Annotated in this window: 20 protein-coding genes; 9 read left to right on the top strand and 11 right to left on the bottom strand. The window is 63.2% G+C overall.

All coding sequences use genetic code 11. The features are described from left to right. Positions 1–35: 35 nt before the first annotated feature. Positions 36–980, bottom strand: coding sequence for a carbohydrate kinase family protein (locus FJ977_RS00950; RefSeq protein ID WP_140767839.1), 945 nt, complete (start codon positions 978–980; stop codon positions 36–38). A 281-nt stretch (positions 981–1,261) separates the two neighbouring features. Between FJ977_RS00950 and recA the strand changes: the two genes are divergently transcribed. Then, positions 1,262–2,362: a recombinase RecA gene (recA, locus tag FJ977_RS00945; RefSeq protein ID WP_013895892.1), complete on the top strand. Its 1,101-nt coding sequence runs from the start codon at positions 1,262–1,264 to the stop codon at positions 2,360–2,362. A gap of 375 nt (positions 2,363–2,737) precedes the next feature. Further along, positions 2,738–5,404 (top strand): alanine--tRNA ligase, encoded by a 2,667-nt coding sequence (gene alaS, locus FJ977_RS00940; protein WP_140767838.1) that lies wholly within the window; start codon positions 2,738–2,740, stop codon positions 5,402–5,404. 98 nt (positions 5,405–5,502) lie between these two features. On the opposite strand, the gene FJ977_RS00935 is transcribed toward alaS, so the two are convergent. Together FJ977_RS00935 and FJ977_RS00930 are read right to left on the bottom strand one after the other, a co-directional pair. Next, positions 5,503–6,129 (bottom strand): glutathione S-transferase family protein, encoded by a 627-nt coding sequence (locus tag FJ977_RS00935; RefSeq protein ID WP_140767837.1) that lies wholly within the window; start codon positions 6,127–6,129, stop codon positions 5,503–5,505. An 81-nt stretch (positions 6,130–6,210) separates the two neighbouring features. Further along, on the bottom strand, positions 6,211–7,422 hold the full coding sequence (locus tag FJ977_RS00930) for an NADP-dependent isocitrate dehydrogenase (protein ID WP_032930036.1): 1,212 nt from the start codon (positions 7,420–7,422) through the stop codon (positions 6,211–6,213). Positions 7,423–7,638: 216 nt separating this feature from the next. On the opposite strand from FJ977_RS00930, the gene FJ977_RS00925 reads away from it, so the two are divergent. Both FJ977_RS00925 and murI read left to right on the top strand, forming a co-directional pair. Beyond that, positions 7,639–8,556 carry an RNA methyltransferase gene (locus FJ977_RS00925; RefSeq protein WP_140767836.1) on the top strand — a complete coding sequence of 306 codons (918 nt, stop codon included), beginning with the start codon at positions 7,639–7,641 and terminating at the stop codon, positions 8,554–8,556. Next, positions 8,549–9,349: a glutamate racemase gene (gene murI / locus FJ977_RS00920; RefSeq protein WP_140767835.1), complete on the top strand. Its 801-nt coding sequence runs from the start codon at positions 8,549–8,551 to the stop codon at positions 9,347–9,349. The genes FJ977_RS00925 and murI overlap by 8 nt, the downstream gene beginning before the upstream one ends. On the opposite strand, the gene FJ977_RS00915 is transcribed toward murI, so the two are convergent. After that, on the bottom strand, positions 9,346–10,728 hold the full coding sequence (locus FJ977_RS00915; protein ID WP_140767834.1) for an RNB domain-containing ribonuclease: 1,383 nt from the start codon (positions 10,726–10,728) through the stop codon (positions 9,346–9,348). The genes murI and FJ977_RS00915 overlap by 4 nt on opposite strands. A 151-nt stretch (positions 10,729–10,879) precedes the next feature. On the opposite strand from FJ977_RS00915, the gene FJ977_RS00910 reads away from it, so the two are divergent. Then, positions 10,880–11,068, top strand: coding sequence for a DUF3008 family protein (locus tag FJ977_RS00910; RefSeq protein ID WP_140767833.1), 189 nt, complete (start codon positions 10,880–10,882; stop codon positions 11,066–11,068). Between the two features lie 102 nt (positions 11,069–11,170). On the opposite strand, the gene FJ977_RS00905 is transcribed toward FJ977_RS00910, so the two are convergent. Next, positions 11,171–11,368 (bottom strand): hypothetical protein, encoded by a 198-nt coding sequence (locus tag FJ977_RS00905; RefSeq protein WP_140767832.1) that lies wholly within the window; start codon positions 11,366–11,368, stop codon positions 11,171–11,173. A 376-nt stretch (positions 11,369–11,744) separates the two neighbouring features. On the opposite strand from FJ977_RS00905, the gene rpsD reads away from it, so the two are divergent. The 3 genes from rpsD to FJ977_RS00890 all read left to right on the top strand — a co-directional run bounded on the left by rpsD (position 11,745) and on the right by FJ977_RS00890 (position 14,203). Continuing rightward, a complete protein-coding gene (gene rpsD, locus FJ977_RS00900) occupies positions 11,745–12,362 on the top strand; it encodes a 30S ribosomal protein S4 (protein WP_056562236.1) in 618 nt (205 codons plus the stop codon). Positions 12,363–12,498: 136 nt separating this feature from the next. After that, positions 12,499–13,386, top strand: a complete 888-nt coding sequence (gene ttcA / locus FJ977_RS00895; RefSeq protein ID WP_140767831.1) for a tRNA 2-thiocytidine(32) synthetase TtcA — start codon at positions 12,499–12,501, stop codon at positions 13,384–13,386. Further along, a complete protein-coding gene (locus FJ977_RS00890) occupies positions 13,376–14,203 on the top strand; it encodes an inositol monophosphatase family protein (RefSeq protein WP_140767830.1) in 828 nt (275 codons plus the stop codon). Before ttcA ends, FJ977_RS00890 begins: the two co-directional genes overlap by 11 nt. Before the next feature lie 27 nt (positions 14,204–14,230). Here the strand turns inward: FJ977_RS00890 and FJ977_RS00885 are convergent, their stop codons facing one another. The 5 genes from FJ977_RS00885 to purL form a co-directional block, all read right to left on the bottom strand. After that, positions 14,231–15,499, bottom strand: a complete 1,269-nt coding sequence (locus FJ977_RS00885; RefSeq protein WP_140767829.1) for a multidrug effflux MFS transporter — start codon at positions 15,497–15,499, stop codon at positions 14,231–14,233. A gap of 244 nt (positions 15,500–15,743) precedes the next feature. Beyond that, the gene (gene grxD / locus FJ977_RS00880; protein WP_140767828.1) at positions 15,744–16,079 is read right to left on the bottom strand and encodes a Grx4 family monothiol glutaredoxin; all 336 of its coding nucleotides are present in this window, start codon (positions 16,077–16,079) and stop codon (positions 15,744–15,746) included. 153 nt (positions 16,080–16,232) lie between these two features. Further along, entirely contained in the window at positions 16,233–16,466 is a 234-nt protein-coding gene (locus tag FJ977_RS00875) for a BolA family transcriptional regulator (RefSeq protein WP_056562227.1), read from the bottom strand. Between the two features lie 118 nt (positions 16,467–16,584). After that, entirely contained in the window at positions 16,585–17,118 is a 534-nt protein-coding gene (locus tag FJ977_RS00870; RefSeq protein WP_140767827.1) for a hypothetical protein, read from the bottom strand. Between the two features lie 47 nt (positions 17,119–17,165). Beyond that, positions 17,166–19,397: a phosphoribosylformylglycinamidine synthase subunit PurL gene (purL, locus tag FJ977_RS00865; RefSeq protein WP_140767826.1), complete on the bottom strand. Its 2,232-nt coding sequence runs from the start codon at positions 19,395–19,397 to the stop codon at positions 17,166–17,168. A 236-nt stretch (positions 19,398–19,633) separates the two neighbouring features. On the opposite strand from purL, the gene FJ977_RS35645 reads away from it, so the two are divergent. Beyond that, entirely contained in the window at positions 19,634–19,798 is a 165-nt protein-coding gene (locus FJ977_RS35645) for a hypothetical protein (protein ID WP_181179463.1), read from the top strand. Positions 19,799–19,814: 16 nt separating this feature from the next. Here FJ977_RS35645 and FJ977_RS00860 read toward each other — a convergent pair whose 3' ends face one another. Next, entirely contained in the window at positions 19,815–21,227 is a 1,413-nt protein-coding gene (locus tag FJ977_RS00860; RefSeq protein WP_140767825.1) for a PLP-dependent aminotransferase family protein, read from the bottom strand. Positions 21,228–21,256 lie beyond the last annotated feature (29 nt).

The raw sequence follows: 21,256 nt of genomic DNA, 5'->3' as shown, positions 1-21,256 counted from the left end.
TGCGGCGGCACTCCGGTACTATGAATTTGCCGGTCTCATGCCACTTCCTGCACATCGGGCACAAGGGCCAGCGCTTCCATGAAGGCGGCCGCGGTGAAATCGGGAACGGCGTCGGCGCTCTCGATGGCCAGCGTTGCCGCGGCGACGCCTTCCCGCAACGCCGCCCGCAAGGGCATGCCGCGCAGCAAGGCGGCGACCGTTGCCCCGGCCAGCGCATCTCCCGCGCCGGTGACGTCCACAACTTTCCTCGGGGCCGGCGGCTTGATGGCAAACGTGCCGTCGCGATCAAAACCCAGCACCGGGCCGATGCCCGCCGTCACCACAGCGCTGGTGAGGCCGGCGCGCTTCAAACCGTCAACGATGCCCCGCTGGGAAGCCGCGCCGTCCAGGCCTGCCAGCGCGAGGGCCTCGCGCTGGTTCATGAAGACGACGGCCAGATTGCCGAGCACCGGCTTCAGGCGCACGATCTTGGCCGGCGAAATGGCAATGGCGAATACGGGCTTGCCGGCGGCAAGCGAAACCAGCCGCTCCAGTGCCGCCGATGGCAGATTGGCGTCACACAGGATGGCGTCGGCGGCCAAGATCGCCTCCCGCACCTTGGATCGGCGGATCTGCTTGGGAAACGCCAGATCGTACAGCGCCATGTCGGCAAAGCCGACTATCAACTCGCCTTCGCGATCGATCAACGCGGTATAGCTCGGTGTCGTGCGGTCAAGGAACACCGCCGACAGATCGGCGATCCCTGCCTTGGCTATGGCGCGGGAAACGGTGTCGCCCGCCGCATCGCCGCCCCGCATCGAAAGCAGCGAAGCGGAGACGCCGCGCAGCACTGTGCTGCGCAGCGCGTTGAAGACGCCGCCGCCGACATCTTCGCGCATCGTGCCGGGGTTGGACGCGGCCGGCACGTAGAGGCCGGACACCTGGCCGCGCCGGTCGATATGGGCCCCGCCCACGGCCAGTATCTCTGCGGATTTCACCATGGCGGCGATATGACCTTTGTTGTTGCAGCCGCACAAGCGCTAGGCTGCGCGACAGAGCTTCGCATGCAAGGCAGCGATTCGGCAGGCCGGGACAGCGGTGCCGGCTGGCCTAATGCGAGGTGGGTTGCTGCCCGCGTTTCTGGGACGAAAAAAGAACAAATCCGGATATCGCTTGTTTTTCAAATGCTTGTTGCCTCTTGCCAAATGAGAACAAAAAAGGTACAAAATGCCAGGGATTACGGATTGTCCGGCCTTCATTGACGACCAAGGGGTGATGTATCATGGCTCAGAATTCTTTGCGGCTTGTAGAGGATAAGGCAGTGGACAAATCAAAGGCTCTGGATGCGGCTCTGTCGCAAATCGAGCGGGCTTTCGGCAAGGGCTCGATCATGCGGCTCGGCGCCAACGAGCAGGTCGTCGAGATCGAAACGGTGCCGACCGGTTCGCTCGGCCTCGACATCGCGCTCGGCGTTGGTGGCCTGCCGCGCGGCCGCATCATCGAGATCTACGGGCCCGAAAGCTCGGGCAAGACGACGCTGGCGCTGCATACTGTGGCCGAAGCCCAGAAGAAGGGCGGCATCTGCGCCTTCGTCGATGCCGAGCATGCGCTCGATCCGGTCTATGCCCGCAAGCTCGGTGTCGATCTGGAAAACCTGCTGATCTCGCAGCCCGACACCGGCGAGCAGGCGCTGGAGATCTGCGACACGCTGGTGCGTTCCGGCGCCATCGACGTGCTGGTAGTCGATTCGGTCGCGGCGCTGACGCCGCGTGCCGAAATCGAGGGCGAGATGGGCGATTCGCTGCCCGGCCTGCAGGCCCGCCTGATGAGCCAGGCGTTGCGCAAGCTGACCGCCTCGATCTCGCGCTCCAACACCATGGTCATCTTCATCAACCAGATCCGCATGAAGATCGGCGTCATGTTCGGTTCGCCCGAGACCACGACCGGCGGCAACGCGCTGAAATTCTATGCATCGGTGCGCCTCGACATCCGCCGCATCGGCTCGGTCAAGGATCGCGACGAGGTCGTCGGCAACCAGACCCGCGTCAAGGTCGTCAAGAACAAGTTGGCGCCGCCCTTCAAGGTGGTCGAGTTCGACATCATGTATGGCGAGGGCGTCTCCAAGACCGGCGAACTGGTCGATCTCGGCGTCAAGGCCGGCGTGGTCGAGAAGTCGGGTGCCTGGTTCTCCTACAATTCGCAGCGTCTCGGCCAGGGCCGCGAAAATGCAAAACTGTTCCTGCGCGACAATCCCGATACCGCGCGCGAGATCGAACTGGCACTGAGACAGAATGCCGGTCTGATCGCCGAGAAATTCCTCGAGAATGGTGGCTCCGAAGGCAACGGCGACGACGGTTTTGAGGACGAAGCCGGCGCGATGTAAGGCAACGGCCAGAGTTCGGCCATAAAGTCGGCTTATGACCTGATGCTTAAGTAATCGAGTTCTTTAGTACCGCGTTCAAAACCGCTGGCCTTCGAGCCGGCGGTTTTTGTTTTTGGGCGGTGTGGAGCCGGCCTGATAAGCTCCTGAAGCGCTTCGCGCCTGAGTGGATTCACGCGACGCGCTTCAGGTCTTTATTCTCATGCATGTCGCTCTGCCAAAACCGAGGTCGTTTTGGGCGACGTGCAATGGATTGGCCTAATTCCGTGTTTCTGGACAGGGTGCGGCGTGCCCGCTAAAAGGCCAAGTCAATCTTCTAAAAAGCAGAGACCAGTTTCCGCCGGCCGCGCCGGCGGTTTTCGCGAAAAGGCAGCAGTCATGAGTGGCGTGAACGAGATTCGGTCGACATTTCTCGACTATTTCCGCAAGGAGGGCCACGAGGTCGTGGCCTCGAGCCCGCTCGTGCCGCGCAACGATCCGACATTGATGTTCACCAATGCCGGCATGGTGCAGTTCAAGAACGTCTTCACCGGTTTGGAGAAGCGGTCCTATTCGCGCGCCACCACCGCCCAGAAGAGCGTTCGCGCCGGCGGCAAGCACAACGACCTCGACAATGTCGGCTACACCGCGCGCCACCTGACCTTCTTCGAGATGCTCGGCAATTTCTCCTTTGGCGACTATTTCAAGGAGCGCGCCATCGAGCTTGCCTGGAACCTGATCACCAAAGAGTTCGGGCTGAAGAAGGACAAGCTGCTGGTCACCGTCTACCACACGGACGATGAGGCGGCGGGCTTCTGGAAGAAGATCGCCGGTTTCTCGGACGACCGCATCATCCGCATCCCGACCTCGGATAATTTCTGGGCGATGGGCGACACCGGTCCTTGTGGGCCGTGCTCGGAAATCTTCATCGATCGTGGTGAGCACATCTGGGGTGGCCCTCCCGGCAGCCCGGAAGAGGATGGCGACCGATTCCTCGAATTCTGGAACCTGGTGTTCATGCAATATGAACAGGTGACGAAGGAGGAGCGCATCGACCTGCCGCGTCCGTCGATCGACACCGGCATGGGCCTGGAGCGCATGGCGTCCATCCTGCAGGGCGTGGAAAGCGTTTTCGAGACCGATCTGTTCCGTCACCTCATCGATGCGGCGTCTTCCGCGCTTGGGCGCGCTCCGGATGCCGAAACAGTCGCGTCCTACCGTGTCATTGCCGATCATTTGCGCTCGTCCTCCTTCCTGGTCGCCGACGGCGTGCTGCCGTCGAACGAAGGCCGTGGCTATGTGCTGCGCCGCATCATGCGCCGCGCCATGCGCCACGCGCAGTTGCTCGGGGCGAGCGAGCCTCTGATGTGGAAGCTGGTGCCGGCTCTGGTGCGCGAGATGGGCCAGGCCTATCCCGAATTGCTGCGCGGCGAACAGTTGATCACGGAAACGCTGAAGCTCGAGGAGACGCGCTTCCGCAAGACGCTGGTGCGCGGCCTCGGCCTGCTCTCCGAGGCGACGGAAACGCTGCATGCCGGCGACATGCTGGATGGCGAGACGGCCTTCAAGCTCTACGACACCTATGGCTTCCCGCTCGACCTGACGCAGGACGCGCTGCGCCAGCGCAGCATCTCGGTCGATCTTGCCGGCTTCACCAATGCGATGGAGCAGCAGAAGGCCGAGGCGCGCAAGCACTGGACGGGGTCTGGCGAGGCCGCGACCGAGACGGTGTGGTTCTCGGTGCGCGAACAGACCGGCGCCACCGAATTCCTCGGCTACGAGACTGAAGCTGCGGAAGGCCTCATCCAGGCGTTGGTGCGGGACGGCAAGACCGTCGACAGCGCCGACAAGGGTGACGCGGTTGCGGTGGTCGTCAACCAGACGCCATTCTATGGCGAATCCGGCGGCCAGATGGGCGATACCGGCGTCATTTCAGGCGAAGGCTTCTCGATCGAAATCTCCGATACGCAGAAGAAGGCGGATGGGCTATTCGTGCATCTGGGCAAGGTGGCGAGCGGCACGGTCAAGATGGGCGCTGCCGTTGAGCTCAAGGTCGACCATAACAGGCGCTCCAGGCTGCGTGCGAACCACTCCGCCACCCACCTGATCCATGAGGCGCTGCGCGAGGTGCTGGGCACCCATGTCGCGCAGAAGGGCTCGCTCGTCGCGCCGGAGCGCCTGCGCTTCGACATCTCGCACAACAAGCCGATTTCGACCGAGGAACTCGAAGAGGTCGAGCGCATGGCCAACGAAATCGTCGTGCAGAACGGCCCGGTGACCACGCGCCTGATGTCGGTCGACGACGCCATCGCCGAGGGCGCCATGGCGCTGTTCGGCGAGAAGTATGGCGATGAAGTGCGCGTCGTGTCGATGGGCACCGGGCTGCATGGTGCCAAGGCCAACCGGCCCTATTCGGTCGAACTCTGCGGCGGCACCCATGTCAGGGCGACCGGAGATATCGGCCTGGTGCGTGTCGTCTCCGACAGCGCGGTTGCAGCCGGCGTGCGCCGCATCGAGGCGTTGACCGGCGAGGCGGCCAGAAAACATCTCGATGAGCAGGATCGGCGGCTGAAGACGGCGGCAGCCGTGCTGAAAATCTCGCCCGCCGACGTGCCGGCGCGCGTCGAGGCTTTGCTTGAGGAGCGCAAGAAGCTCGAGAAGGAACTCACCGAAGCGCGCAAGAAGCTGGCGCTCGGCGGCGGTGCGGCGGCCGGCGCGCCTTCGGAGAACGAGACGGTCGCGGGCATCGGCTTCCTCGGCAAGGCGGTCTCCGGAGTGTCGCCGAAGGATCTGAAGCCGCTGGCGGATGCCGGCAAGACCTCGCTCGGTTCCGGCGTCGTCGTCTTCGTCGGCGCCGGCGAGGACAACAAGGCAAGCGTCGTGGTCGCGGTGACCGATGACCTCGTCGGTCGCTTCAGCGCGGTGGACCTGGTGCGCGTGGCCTCCGCCGCCTTGGGTGGGCAGGGCGGTGGCGGGCGGCCTGATATGGCCCAGGCCGGCGGCCCGGATGCCTCGAAGGCCAATGATGCGATTGCAGCTGTAAGGGCGGCACTCGAAGCGGCGTAGGCGAGCGGCTGAATTTATCGCAACGGTTGGCGGGACAGCGCCCCCCTCTGTCCGGCAGGACAGAGGGGGGCGCTGTCCCGCGGACGTCTCAATACTTATCAGCCGATTTTTTCGGTGCGAGCAAAGCTCGGACGAGCGGCAATGCGCGTGTACCAGCCTTGGATGTCGGAGAACTGCGCCAGCAGCTTTTGGCCTTCGGCAACCTTGAGGAAATAGCCGATGATCGGCGCCGCATGCAAATCGGCCAGCGTCACCTGATCGCCGAGCAGCCACGGCCCCGGTGGCTTGAGCGAGCTCAGCACTTTCAGCACCGTCTCCGCCTGCCGCAGGCTGCCCGCGATCAGGCTCTCATCCGGCTCCGCCTTTTCCAGCCGCTCGACGGCGACGTCCCAGACCATGGCGCGATAGCCATAGGCGTCGAGCATGCCTGTCATCTGGCCCATCCTGGCGCGGCCGCGTGGATCGGCGGGCTGCAGCGCCGGGCCGTCGAAGGCTTCGTCGACATAGCGCGCGATCGCATTCGTCTCGAAGAGCCGAAACCCGTCATGCTCGAAGGCTGGGATGCGGCCGAACGGGTGATGCTCCAGATACCAGGCCGGGATGCCTTCGGCTGCGAAGATGTCGAGCGGGAAGAGTTCGTAAGCGACGCCTTTTTCCTCCAGCGTCATCCGCGCGATGCGCACATAGACACTGTAGTCCGCGCCGTAGAGGATTGGCTTGGTCATGCTGCCGGCCCTTCGTCGCTTTCATCGGCCCAAAAAACGAAGGCTCCTTTCGGAGCCTTCGGGGTGTAGAGCTGCGAGTACTTACGCCATCGCCTTCTGCAAATTCTCGTCGATCTTGTCGAGGAAGCCGGTGGTCGAGAGCCAGGGCTGGTCCGGGCCGATCAAGAGCGACAGGTCCTTGGTCATGAAGCCGCTCTCGACGGTCTGGATGCAGACCTTTTCCAGCGTCTCGGCAAAGCGCTTCAACTCGGCATTGTCATCGAGCTTGGCGCGGTGCGCGAGGCCGCGCGTCCACGCGAAGATTGAGGCGATCGAATTGGTCGAGGTTTCCTCGCCCTTCTGGTGCTGGCGATAGTGGCGGGTGACGGTGCCGTGCGCGGCTTCCGCTTCCACCGTCTTGCCGTCCGGCGTCATCAGCACCGAGGTCATCAGGCCGAGTGAGCCAAAACCTTGCGCCACCGTGTCGGACTGCACGTCGCCGTCATAGTTCTTGCAGGCCCAGACATAGCCGCCCGACCATTTCAGGCTGGAGGCCACCATGTCGTCGATCAGCCGGTGCTCGTACCACAGCTTCTTCGACTTGAACTCGGCCTCGAATTCAGCCTCGTAGACTTCCTGGAAGATGTCCTTGAAGCGGCCGTCATAGGCCTTGAGGATGGTGTTCTTGGTCGAGAGATAGACCGGATAGTTGCGCAGCAGGCCGTAATTCAGCGAGGCGCGGGCGAATTCGCGGATCGACTCGTCGAGATTGTACATGGCCATGGCGACACCGGCGCCGGGCGCATCGAATACGTCGTGCTCGATTACCTTTCCGTCCTCGCCGACGAACTTGATCGTCAGCTTGCCCTTGCCGGGGAAGCGGAAATCGGTGGCGCGGTACTGGTCGCCGAAGGCGTGGCGGCCGACGATGATCGGCTTGGTCCAGCCGGGCACCAGGCGCGGCACGTTCTTCATGATGATCGGCTCGCGGAAGATGGTGCCGCCGAGGATGTTGCGGATCGTGCCGTTCGGCGACTTCCACATCTTCTTCAGCTTGAATTCCTCGACGCGCTGTTCGTCGGGGGTAATGGTCGCGCATTTCACGCCGACCCCGTATTTCTTGATGGCGTTGGCCGAATCGATCGTCACCTGGTCGTTGGTGGCGTCGCGGTGCTCGATGCCGAGGTCGTAATATTCCAGCTTCAGGTCGAGATAAGGGTGGATCAGCTTGTCCTTGATGAACTGCCAGATGATGCGGGTCATCTCGTCGCCGTCGAGTTCGACGACCGGGTTCGCCACCTTGATCTTCGCCATGGAAAGAATGCCTCGTTGCTGGGATATGGGACGGCCTTGCCCGCGTGGCGTTCGGCCGGGAGATGCCGCCCGTATATCAAAGGGTTTTTGGCCGCGCAAACGGCGATCGGTCACGAATGCGAGGCAATGGCTGCCGTCATTTGCGAATGCTTCATTTTCGCGGCCGAATATGGCAGGGGACGCTGAAATGCCGCAAACAGCAGTTCTTTGACAATCATGCCCGTCACCAAAGATCCCGATAACATCCCACCCGCCGGCCCGGCGATCATCCTGGTCGAGCCGCAGCTTGGCGAGAACATCGGCATGGTCGCCCGCGCCATGGCCAATTTCGGCCTGGTCGAACTGCGCCTGGTCAATCCGCGCGACGGCTGGCCGAGCGAGAAGGCGCGCGCCGCCGCCAGCCGCGCCGACCATGTCATAGACGCCGTGAAAGTGTTCGACGATCTTGCCTCGGCGCTTGCCGATTTGAATTTCGTTTTCGCCACCACCGCCAGGCAGCGCGACGGCTTCAAGGCCGTGCGCGGCCCCGTGGAAGCGGGCAGGGTGCTCCGCGCCCGTCACGGCATGGGGCAGCGCACAGGCATCCTGTTCGGCCGCGAGCGCTTCGGCCTCTACAATGACGAAGTCGGGCTTGCCGACGAGATCGTCACCTTTCCCGTCGATCCCGATTTCTCCTCGCTCAACATAGCCCAGGCGGCCTTGCTGATGTCCTATGAGTGGATGAAGTCGGGCCTGGAGGACGAGACCAGGACCAATTTTTCCGGTCCGGAGATGAAGCCGGCCAGCAAGGAAGAATTGCACGGCCTGTTCGCCTATCTGGAAGGCGCGCTCGAGGCGCGCGGCTATTTCCGGCCAGCGCCGAAGAAGCCGAAAATGGTCGACAATCTGCGTGCCGTGCTGACGCGTGCCGGCTTTGCCGAGCCGGAGCTCAAGGTGCTGCGCGGCATCATCTCGTCCCTCGACAGGTTCTCGCCGGCGATGCCGCGCGGCGATGGTTCGCCGGGCGATGATCCCAGGCGGCTTCCGGCCGCCGCGCGCGCCGGCAAGGCGGAAGCCGATCGCCCGGCGCACCGGCCTGCCGGTGACGATGAGGACGCACCGCCGCTGGGCGGCAAGGGAACCGACAATGACTGATCTGCCGATCCTGATGTTCGATTCCGGCGTCGGCGGGCTGACCGTGCTGCGCGAGGCGCGCGTGCTGATGCCGGACCGGCGCTTCATCTATGTCGCCGACGACGCCGCCTTTCCCTTCGGCGCCTGGGAAGAACCGGCGTTGCGCACCCACATACTCGATCTCTTCGCCAAACTGCTCGACAGGTTCACGCCGGCGATTTCCGTCATCGCCTGCAACACCGCCTCGACGCTGGTGATCGACGCCTTGCGCGATGCCTTTCCCGGCCATCCCTTTGTCGGCACCGTGCCGGCCGTCAAGCCGGCGGCGGAGCGCACCCGCTCGGGCCTGGTCTCGGTGCTGGCGACGCCGGGCACGGTGAAACGGCAATACACACGCGACCTGATCAGCAAGTGGGCGCAGAAATGCCATGTCCGCCTGGTTGGCAGCGACAGGCTGGCGGGTCTTGCCGAGGTCTATATGCGCGAGGGCTTTGTCGACGAGGAGGCCGTGCGAGCCGAGATCGCGCCTTGCTTCATCGAGCGTGACGGCATGCGGACCGACATCGTCGTGCTCGCCTGCACGCATTATCCGTTCCTGGTCAACCGCATGCGCAAGACCGCGCCCTGGCCCGTCGACTGGATCGATCCGGCCGAAGCGATCGCCAGGCGAGCGCTTTCACTGCTGCCGCTCGTCGATGGGGCGCTGCCGCAAGGCGAACCCGATATCGCAGTCTTCACCTCAGGCAAGGCGGATTTCGCCGTCAGCCGGCTGATGCAGGGCTTTGGGTTGGTGGTGGAAACGTCCGCCGCTTAAACAGGTTCGAAGACGATGCTGCGTTGATCCGGATCGGCCGAGGCCAGCCTTAGCGTCAGACTGTCACCCTGCCTGAACCCGGTGGCCTTCACCGTGGCAACGACTGGCATGTCGGCAAGCTGAACGCGTACGCCATGGTCGACGAAGTCGGTGACTGCGGCTTTGAACGTTTCCCCCTCGCGTCCCCCGAGCATGACCGCCTCTGCAAGGTCGATGGCCGCATGGTTGATCTGGGAAGCACGGCTATCCGCACGTCCCATTACCTTCGGCAATTTGGCGAACGCATCGGTGACAGGTTGCGGCACGGGCTGGCCGTTGGCGATTGCCAGCGCGCAGCGCACGACATAGCGGTCGGCCAGCCGCCTGAGCGGCGCGGTGGCGTGGGCATAGGTCGCGGCCATCGCCTCGTGCCAGGGAACGACACCTTCCTGGTAGGGCTGGTAGGAGGCGCCGTTGCCTGCGCGGCGGATTTCCAGCATCAACGCCGCCTGTTTCGGGTCAGCTGGATCGAGCGTGCGCTGGTAGTCGCGCAGGCTGGTTGAGGCCGGCCAGGACAAGCCGAGCGCCTGTGCCGCGTTGCGAAGTCTCTGCACCTTGGAGGCGTCCGGCCCAGACATCACGCGGAACAGCCCGGTCTTGTGCGCAAGCATGGCGTCGGCGATCGCTATGTTGGCGGCCAGCGAAAGCGCGGCATTGTCCTGTTCGGATTGCAGGAGCGGTCTGAACGACAGCCGGAATGTGCCATCGGCGAGCCTTTCAACCTCCTGCTCGGGTGGGTCGACGCGTGACGCGCCACGACGTTTTTCGTTCATCGCCATGCGCCGCGCCATTTCAGCGAAGCCAGCCGGAACGTCGGAAGCCTTCACGCTGTCATAGGCTAGCTTCGCGCGGCTTCGAATGATTGCCCGCTCCGCGCCGTCCAATTTCGTCGCGCCGTCTTCAGCGACCCGGACGGTGAAGATAACAGCGGGACGCGGTCCATCCGGCAACAGGCTCGCCGCACCCTCGGCAAGGGCCGGCGGGTAGAGCCCGGCCTTGCCGTCCGGCAAGTAAAACGTCTCGCCCCGCGTCCAGGCTTCGAGATCGATCGCGTCACCGTCCTCGACGAACCAGGCCACGTCGGCAATCGCATAATGCAGCAGAAGATCGCTGCCGCTCGCCTCGATCGAGAACGCCTGGTCAAGATCGGTGGAGGCTGCTGGATCGAGCGTGACGAAGGGCATGTCAGTTCGATCGGCATGCTGGTTCGGCACATTTCTGGCCGCTGCGTCCGCCGCGGCCATTACGTCAGCTGGAAATCCAGCCGGCACGTGGAATTCGGTGCGGATTTTCGTCAGGCCGGAGGAGAGAGCTTGTGAGGGGTCCGTCAGAGACTTCATTCAGCCGTCCTACACTGGAGTTCCGGACACGGGAAGACTGCGAACGAAATCGCCAAAGCCGGTCGCCTGATCCGGACGAGGAGCTGGGCCATCGGCGCTGGAACTGCCGCCGAAGCACGGCGTTTGTCCTGACAGAAAAGGAGAAACCGTCATGCCTGCCACCTCGAAAGCCCAGCAGAAAGCCGCCGGCGCCGCGCTCTCCGCCAAGCGCGGCGAGACCAGGAAGAGCGAACTCAAAGGCGCCTCTCGCGAAATGTACGAATCGATGAGCGAACAACAGCTCGAGGAATTCGCCGAGACGAAGCGCAAAGGGCTGCCGGAGAAAAAATCCAAGGATTGAAAAATCCAAGGATTGAGGGCTTGAAGCCAAGCTCCGGCAATCATTGAATAAAAAGGGCCAGCGACAGTTCGCTGGCCCTCGCGGATTGCTGCTTTGTTCGCCTTACCAGCGGTGGCAACGCCGCACCTTCTGCACGATTACCTTGCGATGGCCGTGCCGCCACACCACCCTCTTCTTGACGATGACGCGGCAGACCTGTTTGTGGCCGTGCCAATGACGGGCCATCGCCGGCTCCGGCGCAACCGCCATTGATCCGGCCAGTACCGCGGCACCGGCCAGAGTAAGGAAGAACTTCTTCATGCTAATTGAACTCCTCTAGGTCCAGTCCCTTCCTGGTGCCGTTGGCGTAAAACCTCCCGCCACATCCGGCATTGCTCAACGTCGTCAACGTTGTATGGTTGCGCCAACGACAAGCTACGCGGAAGCTTGACACCGGTTAAATCTCGGTTTAACCACCCGCCAACGCCGGGCAGCGATGTCCGGTGTTTGTTTTATATGCGCAAGACCGGTTGCCTTGGTTGTTTCTGGTTTTGTTTGAACTGACGTGTCCCGTGGGTTTTCCGTCGCGTTGCGTGGGAAAACCCTGTCAGGTCTCGAAAACGGAGGCCAGAGGAGGGCGCGTTTCCTTCACCCGGACCATGAGGTGCCGGGTGTGTTGTTTTGAAAAGGGAATGCGATGAGCAAGCGCGAATCCGCGAAATACAAGATCGACCGCCGTCTTGGCGAAAACATCTGGGGCCGCCCGAAGTCCCCGGTCAACAAGCGTGAATACGGCCCCGGCCAGCATGGCCAGCGCCGCAAGGGCAAGCTTTCCGACTTCGGCCTGCAGCTGCGCGCCAAGCAGAAGCTGAAGGGTCACTATGGTGACGTTTCGGAAAAGCAGTTCCGCAAGGTCTATGAAGAGGCCGACCGCCGCAAGGGCGACACCTCGGAGAACCTGATCGGCCTGCTCGAATCGCGTCTCGACGCGGTCGTTTACCGTGCCAAGTTCGTGCCGACCATTTTTGCTGCCCGTCAGTTCGTCAACCACGGCCACATCAACGTCAACGGCAAGCGCGTCAACATCGGTTCGTACCGCTGCAAGCCGGGCGACGTCGTCGAAGTGCGCGAGAAGTCGAAGCAGCTGGTCATCGTCCTGGAGTCGGTCGGCCTCGCCGAGCGCGACGTTCCGGACTACATCGAAGCCGATCACAACAAGATGGTCGCGACCTTCTCGCGCATTCCCGGCCTGGCGGACGTTCCGTTCGCCGTCCAGATGGAGCCGAACCTGGTCGTCGAATTCTATTCGCGCTAAGCGAACGCTTTTCTGCGATATCGGAAAGGCCGCCTTCGAGGCGGCCTTTTTGTTTCTGGCATCCCGCTTTGCCGTTTCGATTTTCCGACCGATGCGCTAATCCGGGCGGACGTCACATCTCCGGGGCCGCCGCGCCATGAATATGCTGCCAGACATCGAGACGCTTGAACCGGTCGCCGAAGGCGGCTCCCATCCGCTGTTCGCCGATGTGCCGTCCTCGGTCGAGTTCAACAAACTGCGCAAGCGGCTGCTGCGTCTGACCCGCCAGGCGATCGAGGATTTCTCGATGGTGGAGCGGGGCCAGCGCTGGCTGGTCGCGCTGTCGGGCGGCAAGGATTCCTACGGCCTGCTCGCCATCTTGCTCGATCTCAAATGGCGCGGGCTGCTGCCGGTCGAGTTGCTGGCCTGCAATCTCGACCAGGGCCAGCCGAATTTTCCCAAGCACATCCTGCCGGACTACCTCAACGCCAATGGCATTGCGCACCGCATCGAGTACCAGGACACCTATTCGGTCGTCACCGACAAGCTGCCGCAGGGCAGTACCTATTGCTCGCTCTGCTCGCGGCTGCGGCGTGGTCATCTCTACCGCATCGCGCGGGAGGAGGGCTGTTCGGCGCTGGTTCTCGGCCATCATCGCGAGGACATTCTCGAGACCTTCTTCATGAACCTGTTCCATGGCGGCCGTCTCGCCGCCATGCCGCCAAAACTGCTCAACGACGAAGGCGACGTCATGGTGCTGCGGCCGCTGAGCTACAACGCCGAGATCGATCTCGAAAAATTCGCCGCGGCGATGCGCTTCCCGATCATCCCTTGCGACCTGTGCGGCAGCCAGGAAGGCCTCCAGCGCAATGCCATGAAGGCGATGCTGGAAGACATCGAAAAGCGCATGCCCGGCCGCAAGGACACGATGATCCGTGCGCTGTCCAACACCAGGCCGTCACATCTGCTCGACAGGAAACTGTTCGATTTCGCCGCCCTGAACCAGACCCTCATCACAGGACAAGACGCTTCCGATGACATTTGACGACAACGCGATCGACTGGTTGGCCAGCCTGTTGGCCGAGGCGGCCGACACCGAAATCATGCCCCGCTTTCGCCGGCTGGGCGATGGCGACATCAGACAGAAGACCTCCGCCGCCGATCTGGTGACGGAAGCCGACGTCAACGCCGAGCGGCTGATCACCGCCAAGCTGCGCCAGCGCTATCCCTCGGCCATGGTTGTCGGCGAGGAAGCCTGTTCCGACGACCCGGCACTGCTCGACGGTTTGGGTGACGCCGATCTGGCCTTCGTCATCGACCCGGTCGACGGCACCTTCAATTTCGCCTCCGGTGTTCCGCTGTTTGGCGTCATGCTTGCCGTCGTGGTCAAGGGTGAAACGGTCGCCGGCATCATCCACGATCCGGTCGGCAAGGATTGGCTGATCGGCGCCAAGGGAGCAGGCAGCCATATCCGCCATGCCCATGGCACGCTGGAGCAGGTGCGGGTTGCCGCAAGTGTGCCGATCTCTGAGATGACCGGCGCGGTCTCGTGGCAATACATGGCCGAGCCGGACCGCACGCGGCTGGCCTGCAACCAGACCAAGACGCTGTCACAGTTCAACTACCGCTGCGCCGCCCACGAATACCGCTTGCTGGCCAGCGGCCACGGCCATTTCGTCGTCTACAACAAGCTGATGCCCTGGGATCATCTCGCCGGTGCGCTGATCCATGCCGAAGCCGGCGGCCATGCCGCGCGCTTCGACGGCAGCCCTTACCTGCCGTCGCATGTCGGCGGCGGCCTGCTGGTCGCTCCCGACAAGGAGAGCTGGCTGGAGCTGCGCCGCGAGCTGTGGGCTGAGTAGGATTAATTCCTGCGGCAGAGGCAAGATCTAGTGCAGGTCGGTGATATGCCCTGAAACGGGTGGGTTGTGCGGCTGGAACATCTTGCCGCGCTCGGCGATGAGGATCATGAGCAGCGCCGCGACCGAGACGCTGCAGAAGCCGGCGGCAAGCGGCGTCACCGTGCCGTTGAACGCCTGGCCGATCAGCGTGCCGAGAATGCCGCCGAGAAACGTTTGCATGAAGCCGAGGATGGACGACGCCGTGCCGGCCAGTTGGCCGAGCGGCTCCATGGCCAATGCGTTGAAATTGGCGCCAAGCGCGCCGAAGGGAAGCATTGCGCTGGCAAAGAAGGTGACGAACAGCCAGAGCGGCATCTTGATTTCCAGCGAAACGACCAGCCAGGCCAGGCTGATGACCAGAAACAAAAGCAGAGCGCTCTGCGACAGCCGGCGCATGCCGATACGGCCGACAAGGCGTGAGTTCAGAAAATTGGAGAAGGCGAGCACGCCCGCGACCCCGGCGAAGATGACCGGGAACATCTCGCCGACATGGAAGATGTCGACATAGATCTGCTGCGCCGAGGCGATGAAGCCGAACATGGCGGCGAAGACGAAGGTGCTGGCAAAGGCGTAGCAGAGCGCGATGCGATTGGTGAGCACGATGCGGAATCCTCCGACGACGGAGGAGACCGTCAGGGACCGGCGATATTCGGGGTGCAGCGTTTCCGGCAGGCGCAGCAGCGACCACGCCGACACGATCAGCGCGCCGACGGCCATGGTGACGAAGATGTAGTGCCAGGTCGCGAACAGCATGATGAACTGGCCGATGCCGGGCGCAATGACCGGTATCGCCATGAACACCATGAAGATCAGCGACATGACTTCAGCCATGCGCCGGCCGTCGAATGTATCGCGCACGATCGAGACCGCGATGACGCGCGTTGCGGCCGCGCCAATGCCTTGCACGGCGCGACATATCAGCAAGGTTTCGAAGCTCGGCGCGATGGCTGCCGCCGCAGCCGCCGCCACATAGATGATCAGGCCCGCGACAAGCGGTGAGCGGCGGCCGAAACGATCCGATATCGGTCCGAAGAACAGCTGGCCGCCACCAAAACCCAGAATGTAGGCGGTGACCACATATTGCCGGTGGTTTTCATTCTCGACGCCGAGCGAGGCGCCGATCTGCTGCAGCGCCGGCAGCATGATGTCGATGGCCAGGGAATTCAGCGCCATCAGCGCTGCGCACAGCGCAATGAACTCCCAGCGCGGAATAGGCAGTTTGCTTGCCGATTGCGGCGCTGATGATTGCTGATCCACGGCAAGTCCGATCTTCTAGAGCAATTCCAGGAAAAGTATGGGCGGTCTTCCGTCCGGAATTGCGTCAAAACAGAGAGTTGGAGCGGTTCGCCGTTTCCATGAAACGGTGAAACGCTCCAAAGCAAAAATGCGCCGGCGGGCCGGCGCATTGGCTCGTCTTGGTCCCGATATCGGGACATAAAATTGCCGAGGTGGGGCTGCCCCGGTACTCAGCGCGGTCGCTATGACCGGCCTGAAACCGAAATCAGGCGGCGCCTTTGACGCTCACGCCCTTTTCGACCAGGAAGGTCTGCAACTCGCCGGCCTGGAACATCTCGCGGATAATGTCGCAGCCGCCGACGAATTCGCCCTTGACGTAGAGCTGCGGGATCGTCGGCCAGTTGGAGTAGTCCTTGATGCCCTGGCGCAGTTCAGCCGAGTCCAGGACATTCACGCCTTTGTAGTCGGCGCCGATATAGTCGAGGATCTGGACAACCTGGCCGGAGAAACCGCATTGCGGAAAACCGGGCGTGCCCTTCATGAAAAGGACGACGACGTTGCCCTTCACTTCATTGTCGATGTAGTCGTTGATACCGCTCATGGAACATCCTTTCACGCCTGTGGGAGTCAGGCTCGAAGCATGCCTTTCAAATAAACCCATAGGTTGCCCGAAACAAGACATTAGCCGTGCCATGGCCGAAATGGCGCAAAGGATGGGCCGTATTGGGCCAAGCGGGTACGGGCTGGAACTGCCTCAGTCGGGGACGCTGGTCTGCAGGGCAAGCGCGTGCAGCACGCCGCCCATATTGCCCTTCAGCGCGTCATAGACCATCTGGTGCTGCTGGACGCGGCTTTTTCCGCGAAAGCTCTCGGCCACGACTTCGGCCGCGTAGTGGTCGCCATCGCCGGCGAGGTCGCGGATCGTCACGCGGGCATCCGGTATGCCGTCCTTGATCAGTTTTTCGATGTCGCGGGCGTCCATTGCCATTGCAGAATTCCTGTTTCGGGCGGGCGGCAACGCGCCCGTGCGATGAGAGTCGGGGTAAACCTAAAGCCTTTCCGGCCGGGATTGAAGCCGTTCCATCCGGCACTGGCGCGATTGTCGCCTAGGTCGCAGTCCCATCCGGACGGTTCGCATCGGCCTCAGGGTCGTCTTCGCGCATCGAGAAGGCGCGGCCGAGGCTGAAGACCAGCACGTAGAGGGGGAGGTTGACCGCCAGATTGGCGATCGGCAGATAGCTGGCCATTTGCCAGGCGGGCGAGAAGAACGGTTGGCCGTAACCATCGCAGATCAGCGAAGAGCCATACTCCCACAGGGCTCCCAGGACGGCCGCGACGGCGAAAAGCTTGATGCAGGTGACGAGGTGCCTCGTCCGGGCTGGGTCCGGCAAAAGCCGGCTCCAGAGCACCAGGCAGGCGATCGGAACCGCATAGATGAGGGTCTGCAGTGCCAGCATCGGAAGCGTGCCATTGGCCGCGCCAAGGAACTCGGCGCGCGTTTCCAGCCTGGGGCAAACTTCGCTCGAAGTCGTCGACAGCAGGAAGAAGACGAACGGCCCGAGAAACCAGAAGAAGAACAGCGACGGCCAGAAGACGACTGCGAGCAGCGCCCGGCCAGCCAGTTTCCTCTGATTGAGCATGATCTTTGTCCGAAAACCGGGTTCCACTTTTCGGGATCATGCTCTGCTCAACTGGCCTGGTCCATGAAGCGCGGGAACCAGCCTTCGTGGGCGGCGGTCAGGTCGCTGACAGGGATTGCCCTGGCATCGCCAAGCTTCAGCGCATCGCCGCCGGTCGAGCCGATCCACGGCGCGAAGATGCCGAGTTCGCCCTGCTGCTTGCGGATGGCGTCCCATTCCTCGCCATGCGGGTCGATCGACAGTGTCAGGAGATAGCGGCCCTGATCCTCGCCGAACCAGACCGGGATCGGATCCGTTCCGACAAGGCCGGGAACGGTCGCGCCGATGCCAGACGCCATCGCCATTTCGGCTAGCGCCACGGCGATGCCGCCATCGGAAACGTCATGCGCCGCCGTGACGATGCCGGACGCGATCAACGAACGCACATGATCGCCGACACGCTTCTCATGAGCGAGGTCGACCGGCGGCGGCGGACCGTCCGTGCGGCCATGGATGTCCCTGAGATAGGCCGACTGGCCAAGATGCGTTCCCCAGGCGGCGGGGGCGCCGACCAGCAGGATCATCTGGCCTTGCGCGGCAAAGCCGATCCGCACCATCTTCGACCAGTCTGATATCAGCCCGACGCCGCCAATGGTCGGTGTCGGCAGGATGCCTTGGCCGTTGGTCTCGTTGTAGAGCGAGACATTGCCGGACACGATCGGAAAGCCGAGCGCGCGGCAGGCATCGCCGATGCCCTTTACCGCGCCGACCAGCTGGCCCATGATCTCGGGTCGCTCCGGGTTGCCGAAATTGAGGTTGTCGGTGGCCGCCAGCGGCAGCGCGCCGGTGGAGGTCAGGTTTCGCCAGCATTCGGCCACCGCCTGCTTGCCGCCCTCATAGGGATCGGCTTCGCAATAGCGCGGCGTCACGTCGGACGAGAAGGCAAGCGCCTTGGTTGCATGGCCTTCCACCCGCACCACGCCGGCATCGCCGCCCGGAAGCTGCAGCGAATTGCCCTGGATCAGCGTGTCGTACTGCTCCCACACCCAGCGGCGCGAGGACAGGTCCGGCCCGCCGAGCAGCTTCAGCAGCGCGTCCGCGACATCGGCCTGGGGAACATCATTGGCTGCAAGCGGCGCCGGCTTCTTCGGCTCTATCCATGGACGGTCATATTCCGGCGCCTTGTCGCCGAGATCCTTGATCGGCAGGTCGGCGACCTGGTCGCCTTGATGCAGAACGCGGAAGCGCAGGTCGTCGGTGGTCTTGCCGACGATAGCGAAGTCGAGGCCCCATTTGTGGAAGATCGCCTCGGCTTCCTTTTCCTTCTCTGGGCGCAGCACCATCAGCATGCGCTCCTGGCTTTCCGACAGCATCATCTCATAGGCGCTCATGCGTTCTTCGCGCACCGGCACCTTGTCGAGGTCGAGCTCGATGCCGAGGTCGCCCTTGGCGCCCATCTCGACCGCCGAGCAGGTGAGGCCGGCAGCGCCCATGTCCTGGATGGCGATGACGGCACCCGAGGCCATCAGTTCGAGGCAGGCCTCCAGCAGGCATTTTTCGGTGAAGGGATCGCCGACCTGCACGGTCGGGCGCTTCTCGTCGATCTTGTCGTCGAATTCGGCCGACGCCATGGTGGCGCCGCCGACGCCGTCGCGGCCGGTCTTGGCGCCGAGATAGACGACCGGCAGGCCGACGCCCTTGGCTTCCGAAAGGAAGATGGCGTTGGTCTTGGCGAGACCGGCGGCAAAGGCGTTGACCAGGATGTTGCCATTGTAGCGGGCATCGAAATTGACCTCGCCGCCGACCGTCGGCACGCCGAAGGAATTGCCGTAGCCGCCGACGCCCGACACCACGCCGGCGACAAGATGCCTGGTCTTGGGGTGGTCGGGGGAGCCAAAGCGCAGCGCGTTCATCGCCGCGATCGGCCGCGCACCCATGGTGAAGACGTCGCGCAAAATGCCGCCGACGCCGGTCGCCGCGCCCTGGTAGGGTTCGATGAAGGAAGGGTGGTTGTGGCTCTCCATCTTGAAGACGACGCAGTCGCCATCGCCGATATCGACGACGCCGGCATTCTCGCCCGGCCCTTGGATGACCTGCGGGCCGGTGGTCGGCAGCGTGCGCAGCCACTTCTTCGAGGATTTGTAGGAGCAGTGCTCATTCCACATCGCCGAGAAGATGCCGAGTTCGGTGAAGCTGGGTTCGCGTCCGACGAGATCGAGGATGCGTTGAAACTCGTCGGGCTTCAGCCCGTGGGCGGCGATGAGCTCGGGGGTGATCGGCACGGAATTGGAAATGGTCATGGGCGGCGATTAATGTCCATGGAAGCGGGGATTTTGAGTCTCCTCTTATCGCAAGCTTTGCGGCCGATACACCCGTCGATCGAGGAAAAAGACAGAAAGCAACAAGGTGAGGACCAGGGCAGGACCGCCCAAGGTCTTTCCGGGCGCCTCGGACCATCGGTCGTGGCGAGACCGCCGAATGCGGAACGCTATGATGTCCCGGCCGTTACGTCTCCAACCATTCAGGAGATCGGACCATGGCTACCAAGCAAGGCAAGAAAGACAACCGCCTCTCGGACAAGGAGGCAATGCATATCGCGGAGACCACTGACGTTTCGCCCGGGCAGGCCAAGGAACTGGCCGAAAAGCACGGCAAGGACAAGGCCAGGAAGGAAGCCAGCAACTTCAAGGCCGAAGGCTGATCCGGGCCCAGCGCTCTCAGGAGAAGCTGTCGTAGCCGGCACGACCCTCATCGAGAAGCCGACGGAGGACCGCAACGCCGTTGGCGACATCACCGCGCTGTCTCGGCTGCGAAACGCCGAAGCGGACGCCGTGAAAGACCTGTTCGGAGCGGCCTGCCTTGAACTCGTCCTCGTCGTCAATAAGCACGCCATGTTCGAGGCAGGCATTCTTGAAGGTGCCGGAAAGCCACGGATCGGGCAAAGTCAGCCAGACAAAGGGCACCTTGTCGTGTGACTTGAACGCGAAGCCGGCCAGCGTCTCGCGCACGATCGCGATGCGGGCGCCGATTTCGGCGATGCTGCGCTTGCGGATTTCGCTGGCCTGACCTGAGAGCACCAGACGGGCATTCACCTCCGCCAGCAGGAAGGGCATGCCGCCGGTCATCATCTTGTGGGCGACACGGATACGGTGGCGATAGGCGGGGGGGCAGGAGAGCCAGCCGCCGCGCACGCCGGCCGCCACCGATTTCGACAGGCCGCTGGCGACGATGGTGCGTTCGGGCGCGAATTCGGCAAGCAGCGGTGTCGTGTCGTCGGTGAGGTTGCCGTAGAGGTCGTCCTCGACCAGGACGACATTGTATTCGCGCGCTATCCCCGCAATTGCCTTGCGGCGCGCCGCCGACAGCGTCACCAGCGTCGGATTCTTGGCAGTCGGCATCAGGAAGGTCATCCTTGGATGTTTTTGCGCGCAGACGCGCTCGAAATCCTCGGGATCGAGACCTTCGTCGTCCGACGCTACCAGCGCGGTGCGCCGGCCTATCAACCCGGCACTGCGGGAAATCTGCGAATAGGTGAGGTGTTCGAAGGCGACGTAGTCGCCGGGCGTGGTGAGTGCGGCGATCGCCGCCATCACCGCGGCGTGGGTGCCGAGCGTCGGAACGATGCTGTCGACGGCTGGGCGCAAGGAGTTGCGCGACAGCCAGCGGGCGCCGGCTTCGTGCCAGCGGGTTGGAAAATCGCGCGTATAGCTTGAAACCTCGTGAGGATGATCTTGCGCGGTGCGCGACAGCACATCGGCAACGATGGTGCCCTGGCCGACATCGGGTGCCGCCGTGCTGTCGAAACGCAGCTTGTCCTGTGGCGCATCGACGTAGCGGGTGCCTTCCACGCTGACGTCGGGCGCATCCGGCTTCACGCCGTCGGCGTGCTGGCCAAGCACATAGGTGCCACGGCCCACTTCGCCGCTCACCAGCCCGCGCTCGCGCAGCAATTGGTAGGCCCGGCCGATCGTGCCGACGGTGGCGCCGATGTCGTAGGCGAGGTCGCGCTGTGGCGGCAGTTTTGTTCCGGCGCCGATCACGCCCTGGTCGATGCCCGCTTCGATGGAGTCCGCAAGGCGTTGATAGAGCGGCCCGGTGCTGGCGGTGAGATCTGGAAGCCAATTTGTCATGGTGACAATTTTCTATATTGCACCGAAAT

Source organism: Mesorhizobium sp. B2-1-3A, from assembly GCF_006442655.1.
Taxonomy (GTDB): domain Bacteria; phylum Pseudomonadota; class Alphaproteobacteria; order Rhizobiales; family Rhizobiaceae; genus Mesorhizobium.
The sequence above is the reverse complement of the archived record's forward strand: the minus strand, read 5'-3'. Positions and strand labels throughout refer to the sequence as shown.

What these genes read in the sequence shown, in the direction of transcription:
- FJ977_RS00915 (WP_140767834.1), bottom strand. Translation starts at nt 10,728, where the DNA reads ATGAAGTCTCTGACGGACCCCTCACAAGCTCTCTCCTCCGGCCTGACG.
- FJ977_RS35645 (WP_181179463.1), top strand. Translation starts at nt 19,634, where the DNA reads ATGGCTACCAAGCAAGGCAAGAAAGACAACCGCCTCTCGGACAAGGAG.
- FJ977_RS00930 (WP_032930036.1), bottom strand. Translation starts at nt 7,422, where the DNA reads ATGGCGAAGATCAAGGTGGCGAACCCGGTCGTCGAACTCGACGGCGAC.
- grxD (WP_140767828.1), bottom strand. Translation starts at nt 16,079, where the DNA reads ATGAGCGGTATCAACGACTACATCGACAATGAAGTGAAGGGCAACGTC.
- murI (WP_140767835.1), top strand. Translation starts at nt 8,549, where the DNA reads ATGACTGATCTGCCGATCCTGATGTTCGATTCCGGCGTCGGCGGGCTG.
- FJ977_RS00935 (WP_140767837.1), bottom strand. Translation starts at nt 6,129, where the DNA reads ATGACCAAGCCAATCCTCTACGGCGCGGACTACAGTGTCTATGTGCGC.
- recA (WP_013895892.1), top strand. Translation starts at nt 1,262, where the DNA reads ATGGCTCAGAATTCTTTGCGGCTTGTAGAGGATAAGGCAGTGGACAAA.
- ttcA (WP_140767831.1), top strand. Translation starts at nt 12,499, where the DNA reads ATGAATATGCTGCCAGACATCGAGACGCTTGAACCGGTCGCCGAAGGC.
- FJ977_RS00870 (WP_140767827.1), bottom strand. Translation starts at nt 17,118, where the DNA reads ATGCTCAATCAGAGGAAACTGGCTGGCCGGGCGCTGCTCGCAGTCGTC.
- FJ977_RS00950 (WP_140767839.1), bottom strand. Translation starts at nt 980, where the DNA reads ATGGTGAAATCCGCAGAGATACTGGCCGTGGGCGGGGCCCATATCGAC.
- FJ977_RS00875 (WP_056562227.1), bottom strand. Translation starts at nt 16,466, where the DNA reads ATGGCAATGGACGCCCGCGACATCGAAAAACTGATCAAGGACGGCATA.
- purL (WP_140767826.1), bottom strand. Translation starts at nt 19,397, where the DNA reads ATGACCATTTCCAATTCCGTGCCGATCACCCCCGAGCTCATCGCCGCC.
- FJ977_RS00925 (WP_140767836.1), top strand. Translation starts at nt 7,639, where the DNA reads ATGCCCGTCACCAAAGATCCCGATAACATCCCACCCGCCGGCCCGGCG.
- FJ977_RS00905 (WP_140767832.1), bottom strand. Translation starts at nt 11,368, where the DNA reads ATGAAGAAGTTCTTCCTTACTCTGGCCGGTGCCGCGGTACTGGCCGGA.
- alaS (WP_140767838.1), top strand. Translation starts at nt 2,738, where the DNA reads ATGAGTGGCGTGAACGAGATTCGGTCGACATTTCTCGACTATTTCCGC.
- FJ977_RS00890 (WP_140767830.1), top strand. Translation starts at nt 13,376, where the DNA reads ATGACATTTGACGACAACGCGATCGACTGGTTGGCCAGCCTGTTGGCC.
- rpsD (WP_056562236.1), top strand. Translation starts at nt 11,745, where the DNA reads ATGAGCAAGCGCGAATCCGCGAAATACAAGATCGACCGCCGTCTTGGC.
- FJ977_RS00910 (WP_140767833.1), top strand. Translation starts at nt 10,880, where the DNA reads ATGCCTGCCACCTCGAAAGCCCAGCAGAAAGCCGCCGGCGCCGCGCTC.
- FJ977_RS00860 (WP_140767825.1), bottom strand. Translation starts at nt 21,227, where the DNA reads ATGACAAATTGGCTTCCAGATCTCACCGCCAGCACCGGGCCGCTCTAT.